15 protein-coding genes are annotated in these 13,345 nt (G+C 40.3%); 11 read left to right on the top strand and 4 right to left on the bottom strand.

What is annotated here, in order from left to right; genetic code table 11:
* Positions 1 to 121 precede the first annotated feature (121 nt).
* Positions 122 to 1,333 carry an aspartate aminotransferase family protein gene (locus HLH14_RS04350; protein ID WP_171532741.1) on the top strand — a complete coding sequence of 404 codons (1,212 nt, stop codon included), beginning with the start codon at positions 122 to 124 and terminating at the stop codon, positions 1,331 to 1,333.
* A gap of 62 nt (positions 1,334 to 1,395) precedes the next feature.
* On the opposite strand, the gene HLH14_RS04355 is transcribed toward HLH14_RS04350, so the two are convergent.
* The 3 genes from HLH14_RS04355 to surE form a co-directional block, all read right to left on the bottom strand.
* Positions 1,396 to 2,325 carry a LysR family transcriptional regulator gene (locus HLH14_RS04355; protein WP_086194490.1) on the bottom strand — a complete coding sequence of 310 codons (930 nt, stop codon included), beginning with the start codon at positions 2,323 to 2,325 and terminating at the stop codon, positions 1,396 to 1,398.
* A 92-nt stretch (positions 2,326 to 2,417) separates the two neighbouring features.
* A complete protein-coding gene (locus tag HLH14_RS04360; protein ID WP_171532742.1) occupies positions 2,418 to 3,233 on the bottom strand; it encodes a peptidoglycan DD-metalloendopeptidase family protein in 816 nt (271 codons plus the stop codon).
* 115 nt (positions 3,234 to 3,348) lie between these two features.
* Positions 3,349 to 4,119 carry a 5'/3'-nucleotidase SurE gene (surE, locus tag HLH14_RS04365; RefSeq protein ID WP_171532743.1) on the bottom strand — a complete coding sequence of 257 codons (771 nt, stop codon included), beginning with the start codon at positions 4,117 to 4,119 and terminating at the stop codon, positions 3,349 to 3,351.
* Positions 4,120 to 4,231: 112 nt separating this feature from the next.
* On the opposite strand from surE, the gene HLH14_RS04370 reads away from it, so the two are divergent.
* The 10 genes from HLH14_RS04370 to HLH14_RS04415 all read left to right on the top strand — a co-directional run bounded on the left by HLH14_RS04370 (position 4,232) and on the right by HLH14_RS04415 (position 12,766).
* Positions 4,232 to 4,606 carry an MCR_0457 family protein gene (locus HLH14_RS04370; protein ID WP_067725092.1) on the top strand — a complete coding sequence of 125 codons (375 nt, stop codon included), beginning with the start codon at positions 4,232 to 4,234 and terminating at the stop codon, positions 4,604 to 4,606.
* A gap of 243 nt (positions 4,607 to 4,849) precedes the next feature.
* Positions 4,850 to 5,239 carry an MCR_0457 family protein gene (locus HLH14_RS04375; RefSeq protein WP_171532744.1) on the top strand — a complete coding sequence of 130 codons (390 nt, stop codon included), beginning with the start codon at positions 4,850 to 4,852 and terminating at the stop codon, positions 5,237 to 5,239.
* Positions 5,240 to 5,354: 115 nt separating this feature from the next.
* Positions 5,355 to 6,503, top strand: a complete 1,149-nt coding sequence (gene dacC / locus HLH14_RS04380; protein WP_067725088.1) for a D-alanyl-D-alanine carboxypeptidase PBP5/6 — start codon at positions 5,355 to 5,357, stop codon at positions 6,501 to 6,503.
* A 112-nt stretch (positions 6,504 to 6,615) separates the two neighbouring features.
* Positions 6,616 to 7,158 carry a gamma carbonic anhydrase family protein gene (locus HLH14_RS04385; RefSeq protein ID WP_171532765.1) on the top strand — a complete coding sequence of 181 codons (543 nt, stop codon included), beginning with the start codon at positions 6,616 to 6,618 and terminating at the stop codon, positions 7,156 to 7,158.
* 184 nt (positions 7,159 to 7,342) lie between these two features.
* Positions 7,343 to 7,618 carry a hypothetical protein gene (locus HLH14_RS04390; protein WP_171532745.1) on the top strand — a complete coding sequence of 92 codons (276 nt, stop codon included), beginning with the start codon at positions 7,343 to 7,345 and terminating at the stop codon, positions 7,616 to 7,618.
* Positions 7,619 to 8,196: 578 nt separating this feature from the next.
* The gene (locus HLH14_RS04395) at positions 8,197 to 8,682 is read left to right on the top strand and encodes an NUDIX hydrolase (protein ID WP_171532746.1); all 486 of its coding nucleotides are present in this window, start codon (positions 8,197 to 8,199) and stop codon (positions 8,680 to 8,682) included.
* A 4-nt stretch (positions 8,683 to 8,686) separates the two neighbouring features.
* Entirely contained in the window at positions 8,687 to 9,820 is a 1,134-nt protein-coding gene (gene mnmA / locus HLH14_RS04400) for a tRNA 2-thiouridine(34) synthase MnmA (protein ID WP_171532747.1), read from the top strand.
* Between the two features lie 15 nt (positions 9,821 to 9,835).
* Positions 9,836 to 10,567 carry a high frequency lysogenization protein HflD gene (hflD, locus tag HLH14_RS04405; protein WP_086194483.1) on the top strand — a complete coding sequence of 244 codons (732 nt, stop codon included), beginning with the start codon at positions 9,836 to 9,838 and terminating at the stop codon, positions 10,565 to 10,567.
* 54 nt (positions 10,568 to 10,621) lie between these two features.
* A complete protein-coding gene (gene purB / locus HLH14_RS04410) occupies positions 10,622 to 12,010 on the top strand; it encodes an adenylosuccinate lyase (protein ID WP_171532748.1) in 1,389 nt (462 codons plus the stop codon).
* An 81-nt stretch (positions 12,011 to 12,091) separates the two neighbouring features.
* Complete coding sequence (locus HLH14_RS04415; protein WP_171532749.1) at positions 12,092 to 12,766, top strand: DUF2238 domain-containing protein; 675 nt, start codon at positions 12,092 to 12,094, stop codon at positions 12,764 to 12,766.
* Here HLH14_RS04415 and HLH14_RS04420 read toward each other — a convergent pair.
* A complete protein-coding gene (locus HLH14_RS04420) occupies positions 12,722 to 13,339 on the bottom strand; it encodes a cytochrome b/b6 domain-containing protein (RefSeq protein ID WP_171532750.1) in 618 nt (205 codons plus the stop codon). The genes HLH14_RS04415 and HLH14_RS04420 overlap by 45 nt on opposite strands.
* Positions 13,340 to 13,345 lie beyond the last annotated feature (6 nt).

Consider the following 13,345-nt stretch of genomic DNA (forward strand, 5'->3'; position numbering starts at 1 on the left):
CTTAACAAAACAGTATGACTAAAGCAATATTTCCATTTTTATTTCCATTTGGGCTTTTATTCTGTAGCAGTTTTTGCTTATATAAACTTTTATTTTCCCACCTAACAGATAAGAGTTAGTCATGAATAACATTACCCTTGCTCCGGTGCAATCTGATCAACCTTCACACTTGATGCCAGTATTTGGCCGTCAGCCGATCAGCTTTGTTCGCGGTCGAGGTTCTTATCTTTATACAGAAGATGGCACTGAATATTTTGATGCACTTACAGGTATTGCTGTATGTGGTCTAGGTCATGCTCATCCTGTTATTGCTGAAGCCATTGCTGATCAAGCGGCAACCCTCATTCACACCAGCAACTTGTTTGAAGTGCCTTGGCAAACTGCTGCAGCACAAAAACTTGCTGAAGTTTCAGGCATGGAAGAAATTTTCTTCTCGAACAGTGGTGCAGAATCCAATGAAGGTGCAATTAAAATTGCGCGCAAATTTGGATCAATGCAAGGTATTGCCAGTCCAAAAATCATTGTTGCGGATCGTTCTTTCCATGGTCGTACCATGGCGACCCTTGCTGCAACCGGCAACAAAAAAGTTCAAGAAGGTTTTGGGCCACTGGTTGAAGGTTTTATTCGCGTACCTTTTGGTGATATTGAAGCCATTGAAGAAGCAGCAATTAACCACCCGGACATCGTGGCTATTTTTGTTGAACCGATTCAAGGTGAAGGCGGTGTAAATACCGCACCTCAAGGTTTTAGCTACCTTGAAGAAATTCGTCACATCTGTAATCAACATAACTGGTTGATGATGCTTGATGAAGTTCAAACCGGTAATGGTCGTACCGGTAAATACTTTGCTTACCAGCATACCAACATTGTTCCAGATGTTTTAACCACTGCAAAAGGTTTGGGTAACGGCTTCCCAATTGGTGCCGTGATGACTCAAGGTCGCGGTGTAGGTGTACTGACTGCTGGCAGCCATGGTTCAACATATAGCGGTACAGCATTGGGTTCACGTGTTGTTTATACTGTGATTGATCTTATTCAGAAAGAAAATCTGGTTGAAAATGCTGCGAAAATGGGCAGCTATATCGTTGATCAACTGGCTCAACAGCTGAGCGAGCAAAACGTGACAGTCCGTGGATTCGGTCTAATGATTGGTATTGAATTACCGAAAGAATGTGGTGAACTGGTGAATATTGCCCGTGATGAATATCATTTGATTATTAACGTGACTGCAGGTTCTGTTGTTCGCCTACTTCCTACTTTAAACATTACTCAAGAACAAGCCGATCAATTGATTTCTCGTCTTGTAAAAATGATTAAAGCCTTTTTAGCTTAATCCTTTAATCGTTCAAAAACGAAAAGCCGCTGATAGCGGCTTTTTTTCATACTCATCGGCTTTTATGAAGCTTCTTGATAAATTCTGCCACCGGGTAATTGGCAGAAATATTGTTTTAGTGCCTCTAAACAACGATGAATTTTCATCGGCTGTTGTTCATGTTTTGAAATAATGGCATACAAGGTAAAACTTGGTAACTTCCACTCCGGTAAAACCTCAACCAAAGCGCCATTTACTAAATCTTTTTGTGCATCTAAATATAAAATTCGAGCGATCCCATGTCCTTGCTGACATAATGCTTTGGCAACCAAGACATTATTTGAGGTCAATCTCGAACGCATCTCTAAACTAATGTCTTCATTTGTCACACCATGCTGGAATGACAAATATTGATAATTTTTGATCACATTCATTGGAATTAAATCATGATGCTTTAAATCCTCAGGACGTGAAATAGGTGTCGACTGATTCAAATAACTCGGTGAAGCCACCAGAACCTGCTCAACTCGAGCAAGCGGTACCACATGCAAATTACTATCTTCAATTTTTGAACTTATGCGTAGCGCAATATCAATACGACCTTCAATCAGGTCAATATATTGATTGTCAGCTTCTACATGAACTGCCAAACCTCGATGAGCAGACATCCAATGTGACAATGCTGGAATGACATGATTTGCAGCTAATTCTGGCGTAGTTGCAATACGTAAATCGCCAACAAGATCATCACGCAGCTCATTAATTCGTATTTTTCCGCGCTCTGCAGCAGCGAGCATCTCTTGACAGCTGTGGAAAAAAGCTTGTCCCGCTTCAGTTAAACTCAACTTTCTGGTAGAACGATGTAAAAGTGTAACTTCCATCTCATGTTCTAAAGAACGAATTTGCTGACTTACAGCACTGGTGGTGATCCCTAAATTGCGGGCTGCACCACTGAACGAGTTTTTTTCGACAACGCAAGCAAAAACACCCATTGCCCGAAGTTGATCTAACATAAATTTCCCTCTGAACTTATGAGATGCTTTATCTTTCGATAAAAGCAACTCATTGTATTATACGGTGAAATTTAAGTAATGCATTATTTTATTTAATTAATCGGTAATACCTTAGTCGGATCAATAGGCTTACCGTCCAGACGAACCTGGAATTCAAGCATAGTACGCGTTGTACCTGATGAACCCATTTCTGCAATTTTTTGCCCTGCCGTCACATTTTCTCCACTTTTCACGTTCATTTTACTGTTATGTGCATACGCTGAAATGTAACCATTAATATGCTTAATCAGAATCAAATTACCATATTCTTTTAAGCCATCTGCTGCATAAACCACTTGTCCATCTGCTGCTGCATAAATGGCATCACCCACATTGCCTGTATAGCGAATCCCTTTAATATTATTGGCTAAATTAAAGTTTTGCAGCACAGACCCATTGCTTGGCTTGACCCAACGTAACGCAGATGCTTTTGAAGATGCCACAGGCGCAGTTGGAACATTGGCTACAACTGGTGCAGTGGTTTTTGCTTGAGTAGTTGGAAGTTGAACGGTTTGACGTTGAATCGGTGCAGCTTGTGTCACAGCTTGCGTCGTGGTGGTACGACGTGAACCAGAATCTTTTAAACGTAAAGACTGTCCAACATAAATGCGATACGGCGGTGTTATGTCATTCATATCAGCAACGCTGGTATAAGCTAAGCCATAACGTGCGGCAATCCCACTTAAAGTATCTCCAGATCGAACGGTATAGTAGTCTGGTGCAGCTGCATAACGGGTTGCATTATGAATTTGTGGTTTTGAAGCACAGCCACTCAAAATGACAGTGGAAATAACAGCTGTAGACAACACAATGGTTTTCAGCAAGGCTGAAGGCACAGCAAATAAGCGATATTGTGACACCACGTGCATTAATCTTCCTCTCTACATACAAATGTATTTATTGATTTGCGCCAAGATTAGCAAAAAAATATAAAAAAAATTATTTCAATTCTACATTTTCACAAAGTTATAACACTACTTGCAACTATTTGGAAAACTGTGCATGCAATGTGCTTAAAATGTCATAATTTGTAGCGTCCATTTGAATCGGCGTGATGCTGACATAGCCATTTGCTACGGCAAAAAAATCGGACTCTATTTCAGTCAGGCCTTTTTTAGGCTCCGCGACTGCCTCGCCAGAAAGACCAATCCAATAGACTTGACGACCGCGTGGATCTACATGACTGGTGATCGGTTTGGATTGACTGCGTTTACCCTGATAGGTAATTTTTGAACCTTGTAATTCAGCTATATCAGGAATATTGACATTAAAGATGTGACGTGGAGGTAAAACAGGCAAACCTGAAGCAATAAAATCATGCACCCATTGTGCAGCAACCGCATAATCTTTCGGGTGCTCATAAGAGCGAACATTTTGTCCTGCCATAGAGACTGCTATTGCAGGCTGTTTCATTAGACGCCCTTCAAAAGCTGCTCCAACGGTTCCAGAATACAGAACATCATCGCCTAAATTGGCACCACTATTAATGCCACTGACCACCAGATCAAATTCAAAATCAAATAAGCCATTCATAGACAGATACACGCAATCTGCCGGTGTGCCATTCACAGCCCAAACATCGGGTGAAATTTGAATCGGACGTAAGGGTCGATCTAAAGTTAAGGCACTGGAAAAACCACTGCGTTCACTTTCTGGCGCAACAACAACAACGCGCCCCAAAGGAGCTAAAGCATGCGCAAGCGCTTGAATACCGGGAGCAAAAACACCATCATCATTGGCAATTAATATATTCACTTAAAAATCTCGTAACGGTTTGGAAAATGACTGGTCAGAACATTTGATTGAATAATATAAGGAATTATATATATTTAACCCTCGACATCCATTCAAAATGTGTGACTAAAAAATGATTACAACGATCTCATTTCGTAGCTTCTTGGGTTTAGGTTTTGCAGCATTATTATCACAAGCTGTTTTAGCCGATGAAGGCTTAACTCAGGCAGAAGCCAATACTATTATTAAAGAAGACATTGCTTCGACTCAAGTTATGGCTGAAGTATGCCCTGCAATTGTTGGTAAAAATGCAAAATTTGATCACAATATTCATCAGCTCATTCAGTCTTACCTGCAAGACTATTCAGATAAATCTATGACTTACGATAAAATTCAAGCAGATACAGAATATAAGTCTGTTCTTGATGAAGCGCGTCAAGCTGCAAAAGAAACCAGTAAAGATGAACAAAAATCAGTTTGTGATGACGTGGTAAATTACGACGCATAATTCACAACAGATCATCTATCTAGAATACTCAACTTATTGAGCATTCTATAAATGGGCATGCAGATTATCCACCTTCATGTCCTGTTTTTATAAAATAAATATAAGTCAAATTTCATTTTCAAAGTCCACTCATTGACTCTTCAATTTTCAACAGCTTCAATACATTTGTGTACTTACAATTATTAAAAATATCGTTAAGCTTATTTATATTGTTATGTTTTTAAATAATTTAGGTCTGCTTAAATGAAATCATCCATGTTCAAATCTCTTTCTTTAGGTCTTTTAACCACTGCTGTAATGTCACTTTCAGTGACTCACGCAGCGAAACAACAAGACGAAAATATTGAAGTCACACCGATTCAAAAAGTGACCCAACAAGAACTTGCAGCTATTTATGTGCTGTCAGAAGTCTGCCCAAGTCTGGTGAAAGATGATGCGCAGTTTTCGAGAGGATATTCTAAACTTGCACAAGAATATTTACCTCAGGAAAAAGATGCTGTTTCCGCTTTATCCAAGCTGAGTAAAGAGAAAAAATTTAAATCCATTTTAGCTGAAGCTCGTACTGATGCGAAAAAAGCCGGTAACTCGAAAAACAAAGAAATTTGCCAAGAACTGACGACTTATAATAATTAACACAAATTGGTTACAATACTTTTGAAATAAGCCGATTTCCCCATAGAAGTCGGCCTAGCTTTATCCTAGAATGCTAGGCTCTTTGTGCCTTATTCACGTATTGGAACCACCTAGAATGACCAGAAAAAGCGCCCTTGCTGCCTTATTACTTTTACCTAGTTTCACATACGCAGCAACTGTCTTATCTGCACCACCAGAACTCAATAATAAATCTTATGTTTTGATGGACTATGAGACGGGGCAAATCCTCGCAGCAAAAAATGAAAATGAAAAATTAGCCCCTGCTTCAATGACCAAGATGATGACCAGTTACATCATCGAACAGAAGTTGTTGAGCGGTGATCTCACGGAAGATGAAAAAGTTCGTATGAACGAATCGGCATGGTGTCGTGGCAGTAGCACGGAATCATGTATGTATGTACCGCTTAACGGTACTGCAACAGCATTGGAAATGCTGCGCGGGATTATCATCCAGTCAGGTAATGATGCTTCTAAAGCCATGGCAGAACATATTGCCGGGAATGAAGGCACTTTTGCTCACATGATGAATGAAGAAGCAAAACGTATCGGCATGACCAATACCAGCTTTATCAATTCAACAGGTATGCCAGCTGAAGGTCACTACTCGACTGCAAAAGATATGGCGACGCTTGCGCAACATATCATTCATGACAGTTCAAAGTATTACCCGATCTACTCTGAAAAAGAATTTGCTTTTAACGGCATTAAACAAGGTAACCGTAACGCCTTGCTTTATACCGACCCAAGTGTAGATGGCTTAAAAACCGGTCATACTGACGAAGCCGGTTACTGTTTAACCACTTCTGCCAAACGTGGTCCACTGCGTTTAATTTCAGTGATTTTTGGTGCGCCAAGCATGAACGAGCGCGCATCTCAAACACGTGAAATCTTGGCTTGGGGTTATGCAAACTTTGAAACCGTTAAAGTACAACCTGCGAATCAAGTTTTAGCGAAAGCGAAAGTTTGGTACGGTAAAGACAATGACGTACAAATTGGCTTAGCTGAAAACTTCAATGTGACCATGCAGAAAGGTCAGGCAAATGCGATCAAAACCCAATTGGTTGTTCAACCAAAACTCACTGCGCCGCTTAAAAAAGGTCAAGTGATTGGTAAATTGGTAGCCAGCATTGATGGTAAAGTCATTTCAGAAAAACCACTTGTTGCCCTTCAAGATGTTGAAGAAGCAGGTTTCTTTGCAAAAATGATGGATCACATTAAACAATTCTTTAGCAACTTGTTCTAATTAAACTTTAAGTTTTAATTAAGCCTTAAACTAAAGATAAAGCACTCGTACTTCGGCATGGGTGCTTTTTTATTTTATAATGACTACATACCATTGCCACTGAATACGCATGATGAAAAAGAATATTCGCCCTTATTTGGATCACCATCCTAAAATTGATGCCAGTTGCTACATTGATGAAATGTCCGTGGTGATTGGTGACGTGACTTTGGCTGAAAATGTTTCGGTGTGGCCTTTTGCAGTGATTCGTGGTGATGTGAATCATATTCATATTGGTAAAAACTCTAATGTGCAAGATCATGCCATGTTGCATGTGAGTCATAAAAAAGCCGACAAGCCTGAAGGTTCACCACTGATTATTGGCGAAGATGTCACCATTGGTCATCACGTAAAACTACATGGCTGTACCATTGGCAATCGCGTATTAGTTGGCATCAGCAGCATTGTTTTAGACGATGTCATCATTGAAGATGACGTGATGATTGGTGCAGGCTCTTTAGTTCCACCACGTAAACGTCTTGAAAGTGGTTATTTATATGTGGGCAGTCCAGTACAAAAAGTGCGTCCTTTAACCGATAAAGAAAAAGAATTTTTGCCTTATTCAGCACGACATTATGTGAAGGTGGCGAATAATTATTTAGATGAAACGCATTAATTATTAAGCTATATAAGCCGATAGAATTAATAAGCATTAAAAATAAGGTATCTCTAAATGAATATTTATTCGTCTTAAATGCAAAAAAATTAAAGATATGATAAACAGCAGGTTACATTGCATACCATTTAATATTTAAACAGGTGCAAAATAACTATTACAGTTGATTAATTTTAGGAAATATATGAAGCATTTTCTCTGTGTCGGGTTACTATTAATTACTGGCTGTGCAAGTACAGGAGTCATCCCTATTGGTACAGATTCTTATTTTATTGGCAAAAAAGATGGCACACCTGGGCTAGGAGTATCTTTAGAAAACAAAGCTTCTGTATATAGAGAAGCTAATGACTTTTGTAAAAAAAACAATCAAACGATGATAATTCTGGACGAAAAAACTATACCCGCTATTCCTGCAAGACTAGGTTCTACTGAATTAAAGTTTAGATGCCAAAAAAACTAGGTTTAGTACCTAATAAAAGTTAAATTTAATGAAATATTAAAGATGAAATTAATTTTACGATAGATATTGGTATTTTTTCACCTGAATATTGGCTATCTGACTACAACTTTTCAAATACTAATATCTCTACTTTTTCAACTGAATCTGAATACTTGTCGTTACCAAATTGCTGCATGACCGAATAACGCTGAGATTCGGTATAGCTTAAATGAAAATACACATTTTAATGACTTGAGTAATGAAAGGGTCGAAAATTTAGATGGTAATATTTATCTTTTTTTGAAAAGACCAATTCTAAACAAAAACTTATTTATTTTCTTGATAATAACAAAATAATTTTAGGCATTCCTTTTGCTAAATTAATTACTTATGCAGAATATGGATAACTGGACAAAGCTCGAAATGAATATCTGGCTTTAATTCAAAATAAATCACGCAATTTATTCTTGTTTAAGAAAGTACAAAAACTAGCAGCTAAATTTAAAATCAATTAACCAACTGAAGTTTCAATTCAGATCAGCATAGCCACCGCGCCCTAAATTTTGTAGAATAGCCCTTTTATTCCTTGGTGCTTTTCAATGACCGCTTGGACTGCTCACGTTACTGTTGCGACTGTTGTTGAAAAAGACGGAAAATTTCTGTTTGTTGAAGAACATACGGAAGGTGTCACACACACCGTATTCAACCAGCCTGCAGGTCATGTCGAATGTGGCGAAACCCTCATTCAAGCGGCAGTTCGTGAAACCATGGAAGAAACTGGGCATGATGTCGAAATCGAATCATTGCTTGGCATGTATACCTATACTCCTCCAATGTTCCCTGACCGTACTTACTATCGTTTTTGCTTCTTGGCACGTGATGTTCAATATCATCCAGATGCCAAGCTCGATACAGATATAGTGGGCACAGTTTGGATGACCTTGGATGAGTTAAAAGAATCTGCACGAGCACGTAGTCCCTTAGTGATTAAAGCCGTGGAAGATGCTTTATCTGGTCAAAAATATCCTTTATCGCTCGTTTATGAGCACAAAAATTCTCCCTTAATTTCAACTTTGGATGCTTAATCCTATGCAACAACGTGTCATCGTCGGTATGTCTGGTGGTGTAGATTCTTCTGTTTCTGCAGCACTTCTTCTTCAACAAGGATATCAAGTTGAAGGACTTTTCATGAAAAACTGGGAAGAAGATGACGGCACGGAATATTGCACGGCGATGGAAGACCTTGCCGATGCGCAAGCCGTTTGCGACAAAATTGGCATCAAACTGCATACAGCCAACTTTGCCATGGAATATTGGGATCGTGTATTCGAGCATTTTTTAGCAGAATACGCTGCAGGTCGTACCCCAAACCCAGATATCTTATGTAATAAAGAAATCAAATTCCGTGCCTTTCTGGATCATGCGATTAACCTGGGTGCAGACTTTATTGCAACAGGTCATTACTGCCGTCGCGGTGAAACCATGACCAACTCGCGTGGTGAAGAATACGCACCTTTATTACGCGGCTTTGACCAAAATAAAGATCAAACTTATTTCTTACATGCCGTACATGGTCGTGAAATTAACAAGACTTTGTTCCCTGTGGGTGAAATTGAAAAACCAGAAGTTCGTCGTATTGCTGAAGAACTGGGGCTTGCAACAGCGAAGAAAAAAGATTCAACCGGTATTTGTTTTATTGGCGAACGCCGTTTTAATGACTTCTTAAAACAGTACTTACCTGCCCAAGCGGGAAAAATTTACCTAGATACAGGTAAAGAGGTTGGTGAACATCACGGCTTAATGTACTATACGCTCGGTCAACGTGGTGGCATCGGCTTGGGTGGTCTTAAAGGCGAATCTGAAGGTGCATGGTTTGTTCTTTATAAAGATATTGAAAATAATCGCCTCGTCATTGGTCAGGGTCATGAACATCCACTGATGCAAAGTACTATACTTTGGAGTGAAGCGATTGACTGGGTAGCGGGTGAGCAAGAGATTCTAGAGACTGGTTTCCGCTGTACTGCGAAAACGCGTTATCGCCAACCCGATCAAGGCTGTGTGATTTATAAAGATACCGATATGCCAAATGGCGTACGTGTTGAATTTGACGAACCGCAACGTGCGGTGACTCCAGGACAAAGTGTAGTGTTCTACGCAGATGAAGTTTGTTTAGGTGGCGGTGTGATTCATCATACCAATGCGCCAAAACCTGATTTTATTTAAAAGGAAGCGATAGGCATGGCTGAGTTACCCTTTCAACAGCCTCAAACTTTGAATATACGCCAAAACCGAGCTTTGGCGTTGGCAGCTGTGTTTCAATCGACACAGCTGACCCATATGACCGCCATGTCAGGACAGCAGAGTATTGGTGAAAGCGGTAGTTTCTATTTAGAACAACTCATCAAAGCCAGCCTGAATATTCGTCCAACCGCCAATGAATCCTGCCAAACCTTAGATTTTTTTAATCAACTTGCCGATATTTCTCTCGGTTTAAAAACGTTAGAAAGTAGTATTAACCAACCGTTTAACACCTCTCCCAAATCTCGTTTACCCAAACTCTCTAGCGCCAAGTTGCCGATGAGCTATGCCATGGCCTTGTTACAGTTAGAGAAAAAAGTTTATAGCAATCCAAAATTCGTTGAAATTATCCAACAGTCTCAACAGAAAATTCTGAAACAACTGTCGTTCTTCGATAATAATTATCTGCATCCCAGCATTATTGCCAACCTTGCCCAAGCCTATATTGAAACCGCGGGACAAATTAATCCGCGCATTATGGTCAAAGGTAATGCCCAAGCGTTTAAAGATACTTCTCATACCAATCGTATTCGCGCTTCCCTGTTTACTGGCCTGCAATTGGCGCACTTATGGCGTCAGATGGGCGGCAGTTCATGGGGTATGATTTTCAGTAAGCGCAAGCTGCTCCAAGATATTCAAGATCTTGCCCGTTTACAGTATCAGGTAGTTTAACTGATGCTGTGCGGGCTTTGTTTTACGTTTAATTCCAATGTTTAAGGAATCGCTATGAACGCTTTAACCGCACTTTCTCCATTAGATGGACGCTACGCGAGCAAATGTGATGCTCTACGTCCTTTCCTCTCTGAGTTTGGTTTAATCCATGCTCGTGTGACTGTTGAAGTGCGCTGGTTACAAGCGCTTGCAAACCGTCCTGAAATCACTGAAGTTCCGGCTTTTTCAGCAGCAACCAACGCTGCTTTAGATGCTATTGTGGCTGATTTCTCTGAAGATGATGCAAACCGCATTAAAGATATTGAACGTACTACTAACCACGATGTGAAAGCGGTTGAATACTTTCTTAAAGAAAAAATTGCACACATTGATGAATTGAAAGATGCTGGTGAATTCATTCACTTTGCATGTACTTCTGAAGACATCAACAACTTGTCTCACGCTTTAATGCTTAAAAATGGTCGTGATGTTCTGGTTGCTTCTATGCAAAGCATCATCGACTCAATTGCGACTTTGGCTGAAACTCACGCTGAACAACCAATGCTGTCTCGTACGCATGGTCAAACTGCTAGCCCAACCACTTTGGGTAAAGAAATGGCAAACGTGGCTTACCGCCTTGCACGCCAAATCAAACAATTTAACCATGTTGAATTACTTGGTAAAATCAATGGCGCTGTAGGTAACTACAATGCACATTATTCAGCGTATCCAGAAATTAACTGGCCTGCTCATTCGCAAGCTTTTGTTGAATCTTTAGGTTTAGCTTTCAACCCGTACACCACTCAAATTGAACCACATGATTACATGGCGGAACTTTTTGATGCGCTTCGTCGTTTCAATACAATTTTGATCGACTTTAACCGTGACGTTTGGGGTTATATCTCTTTAGGTTTCTTCAAACAACGTTTGAAAGAAGGTGAAGTTGGTTCTTCGACTATGCCGCACAAAGTCAACCCGATTGACTTCGAAAACTCTGAAGGTAACTTGGGCTTGGCCAATGCTGTATTGGCTCACTTGGGTGAAAAACTTCCGATTTCTCGCTGGCAGCGTGACTTAACTGACTCTACTGTTCTTCGTAACATGGGTGTTGGTTTTGCGCAAAGCTTGATTGCTTTTGAAGCTTGCTTAAAAGGTATTGGCAAATTAGAGCTTAACGCTGCGCGTATTGCTGAAGATTTAGACCATGCTCAAGAAGTATTGGCTGAACCAATTCAAACAGTTATGCGTCGTTACAACGTAGAAAAACCATACGAAAAATTAAAAGCCCTGACTCGTGGTCAAGCAATGACTCGCGAAATGATGGTGAACTTCGTAAATGGTAATGAACTTGCAGCTGTTCCTGCTGCGGATCGTGCACGTTTAGCTGAAATGACCCCTGCAACGTATACTGGTAATGCAGCTGAGCAAGCAAAACAAATTAAAGAGTTAATTGCTAAAATCTAATTAAATTTTAGTCAGAAAAAGCGAAGCTTCGGCTTCGCTTTTTTATTATAATTCCACTACTTTATAGTCGAAAACAATAAGATGATTGAATACCAACTCACCTTAAAACACTGGCTTGGTTTAGGTTTTATAACCATTGCCATAGTGATCGCAAGTATTCGTCCTTTAGAATTTGAAGCATATATACTGCATCAGCTCGGCACAATATTTATGCTCGCTGCCTTGTTGTTTACCCAGAAGAAAATCGGCTTGAGTTTTTACAGTTTTTCGCTCTATCTTATTTTTTTACTGATTCATATTGTGGGAGCACATTACCTGTATTCCTATGTGCCCTATAACGAATGGCTAATTCAGCTGTTCAGTTTTGACCTCAATCAATCGATGGGCTGGTCACGCAATATGTATGACCGTTTAGTACATCTTGCCTGTGGTGTACTACTCTACCCCGTGCTACTGCGACTGTTTCATGTATGGCTGCCTGAGGCTAAACCCTTCACGCTATTTTTATTGGTGGTTCAGTTTATCATGGCCACCAGTTTAATTTATGAATGGCTTGAATGGCTGATTGCAATTGGTTTATCGCCTGAAGATGCTGAAAACTACAACGGCCAGCAGGGCGATGTCTGGGATGCACATATGGATATGCTGCTTGCAACACTTGGGGCTGCAAGCTACGGTCTGCTTCATCTGTGCTGGTGTCAGTATAAAAGCCTAGCTAAAGTACCACAACCAGAAAGCGACCAACACGCCCAGTGACAGAACTAAAGTAAACAGGGTGAACCATGAATGCGATTCTGCCCCCCAAAACACACGCTTTGCCAGCCATTTTTTAAGCAGAACACTATTCAGTGTCAGTGCTGCCAAGTGTAGCAATACACTCGCTAAACACAGATTGGCGAATAGCTCATGCACTTCTTTTAAACTGTGGCTATGCGTATAGTCGGTTAAAAATCCTGCCAGCACAGTTAAGGGCAGCAAGCAAAAAATACCCAATATGCTCAGCTGAAACAGGCTGGAACTGGCTGCTTTTAAAAATGTTGGGGAAAGCCATTGCTGCGGCTGTGCCCAATAGCGCTGTACAAATGGCTTGATCACATAAAATCGTCTGCTTACCCCTGAAGGCTGAGTATGGGCAAGTCGAGCAGCAAAAAATTGCCATAAAATTCTTAAGATCAGGCCAATACCGAGTGTATAGCCAAATGCCATATGCACTTGATGCCATCCTTCTGCATCCCCCGTGAGATAAGCCCCACTAAAGCTCAAGATGATGACGATATGCAGAAATCGAATCAGTAAATCTGTAGAAGATGTTGTTGCGTTCTGAGCCATAGAAAA

Origin of the sequence: Acinetobacter terrae (genome assembly GCF_013004375.1) — a bacterium.
GTDB lineage: Bacteria > Pseudomonadota > Gammaproteobacteria > Pseudomonadales > Moraxellaceae > Acinetobacter > Acinetobacter terrae.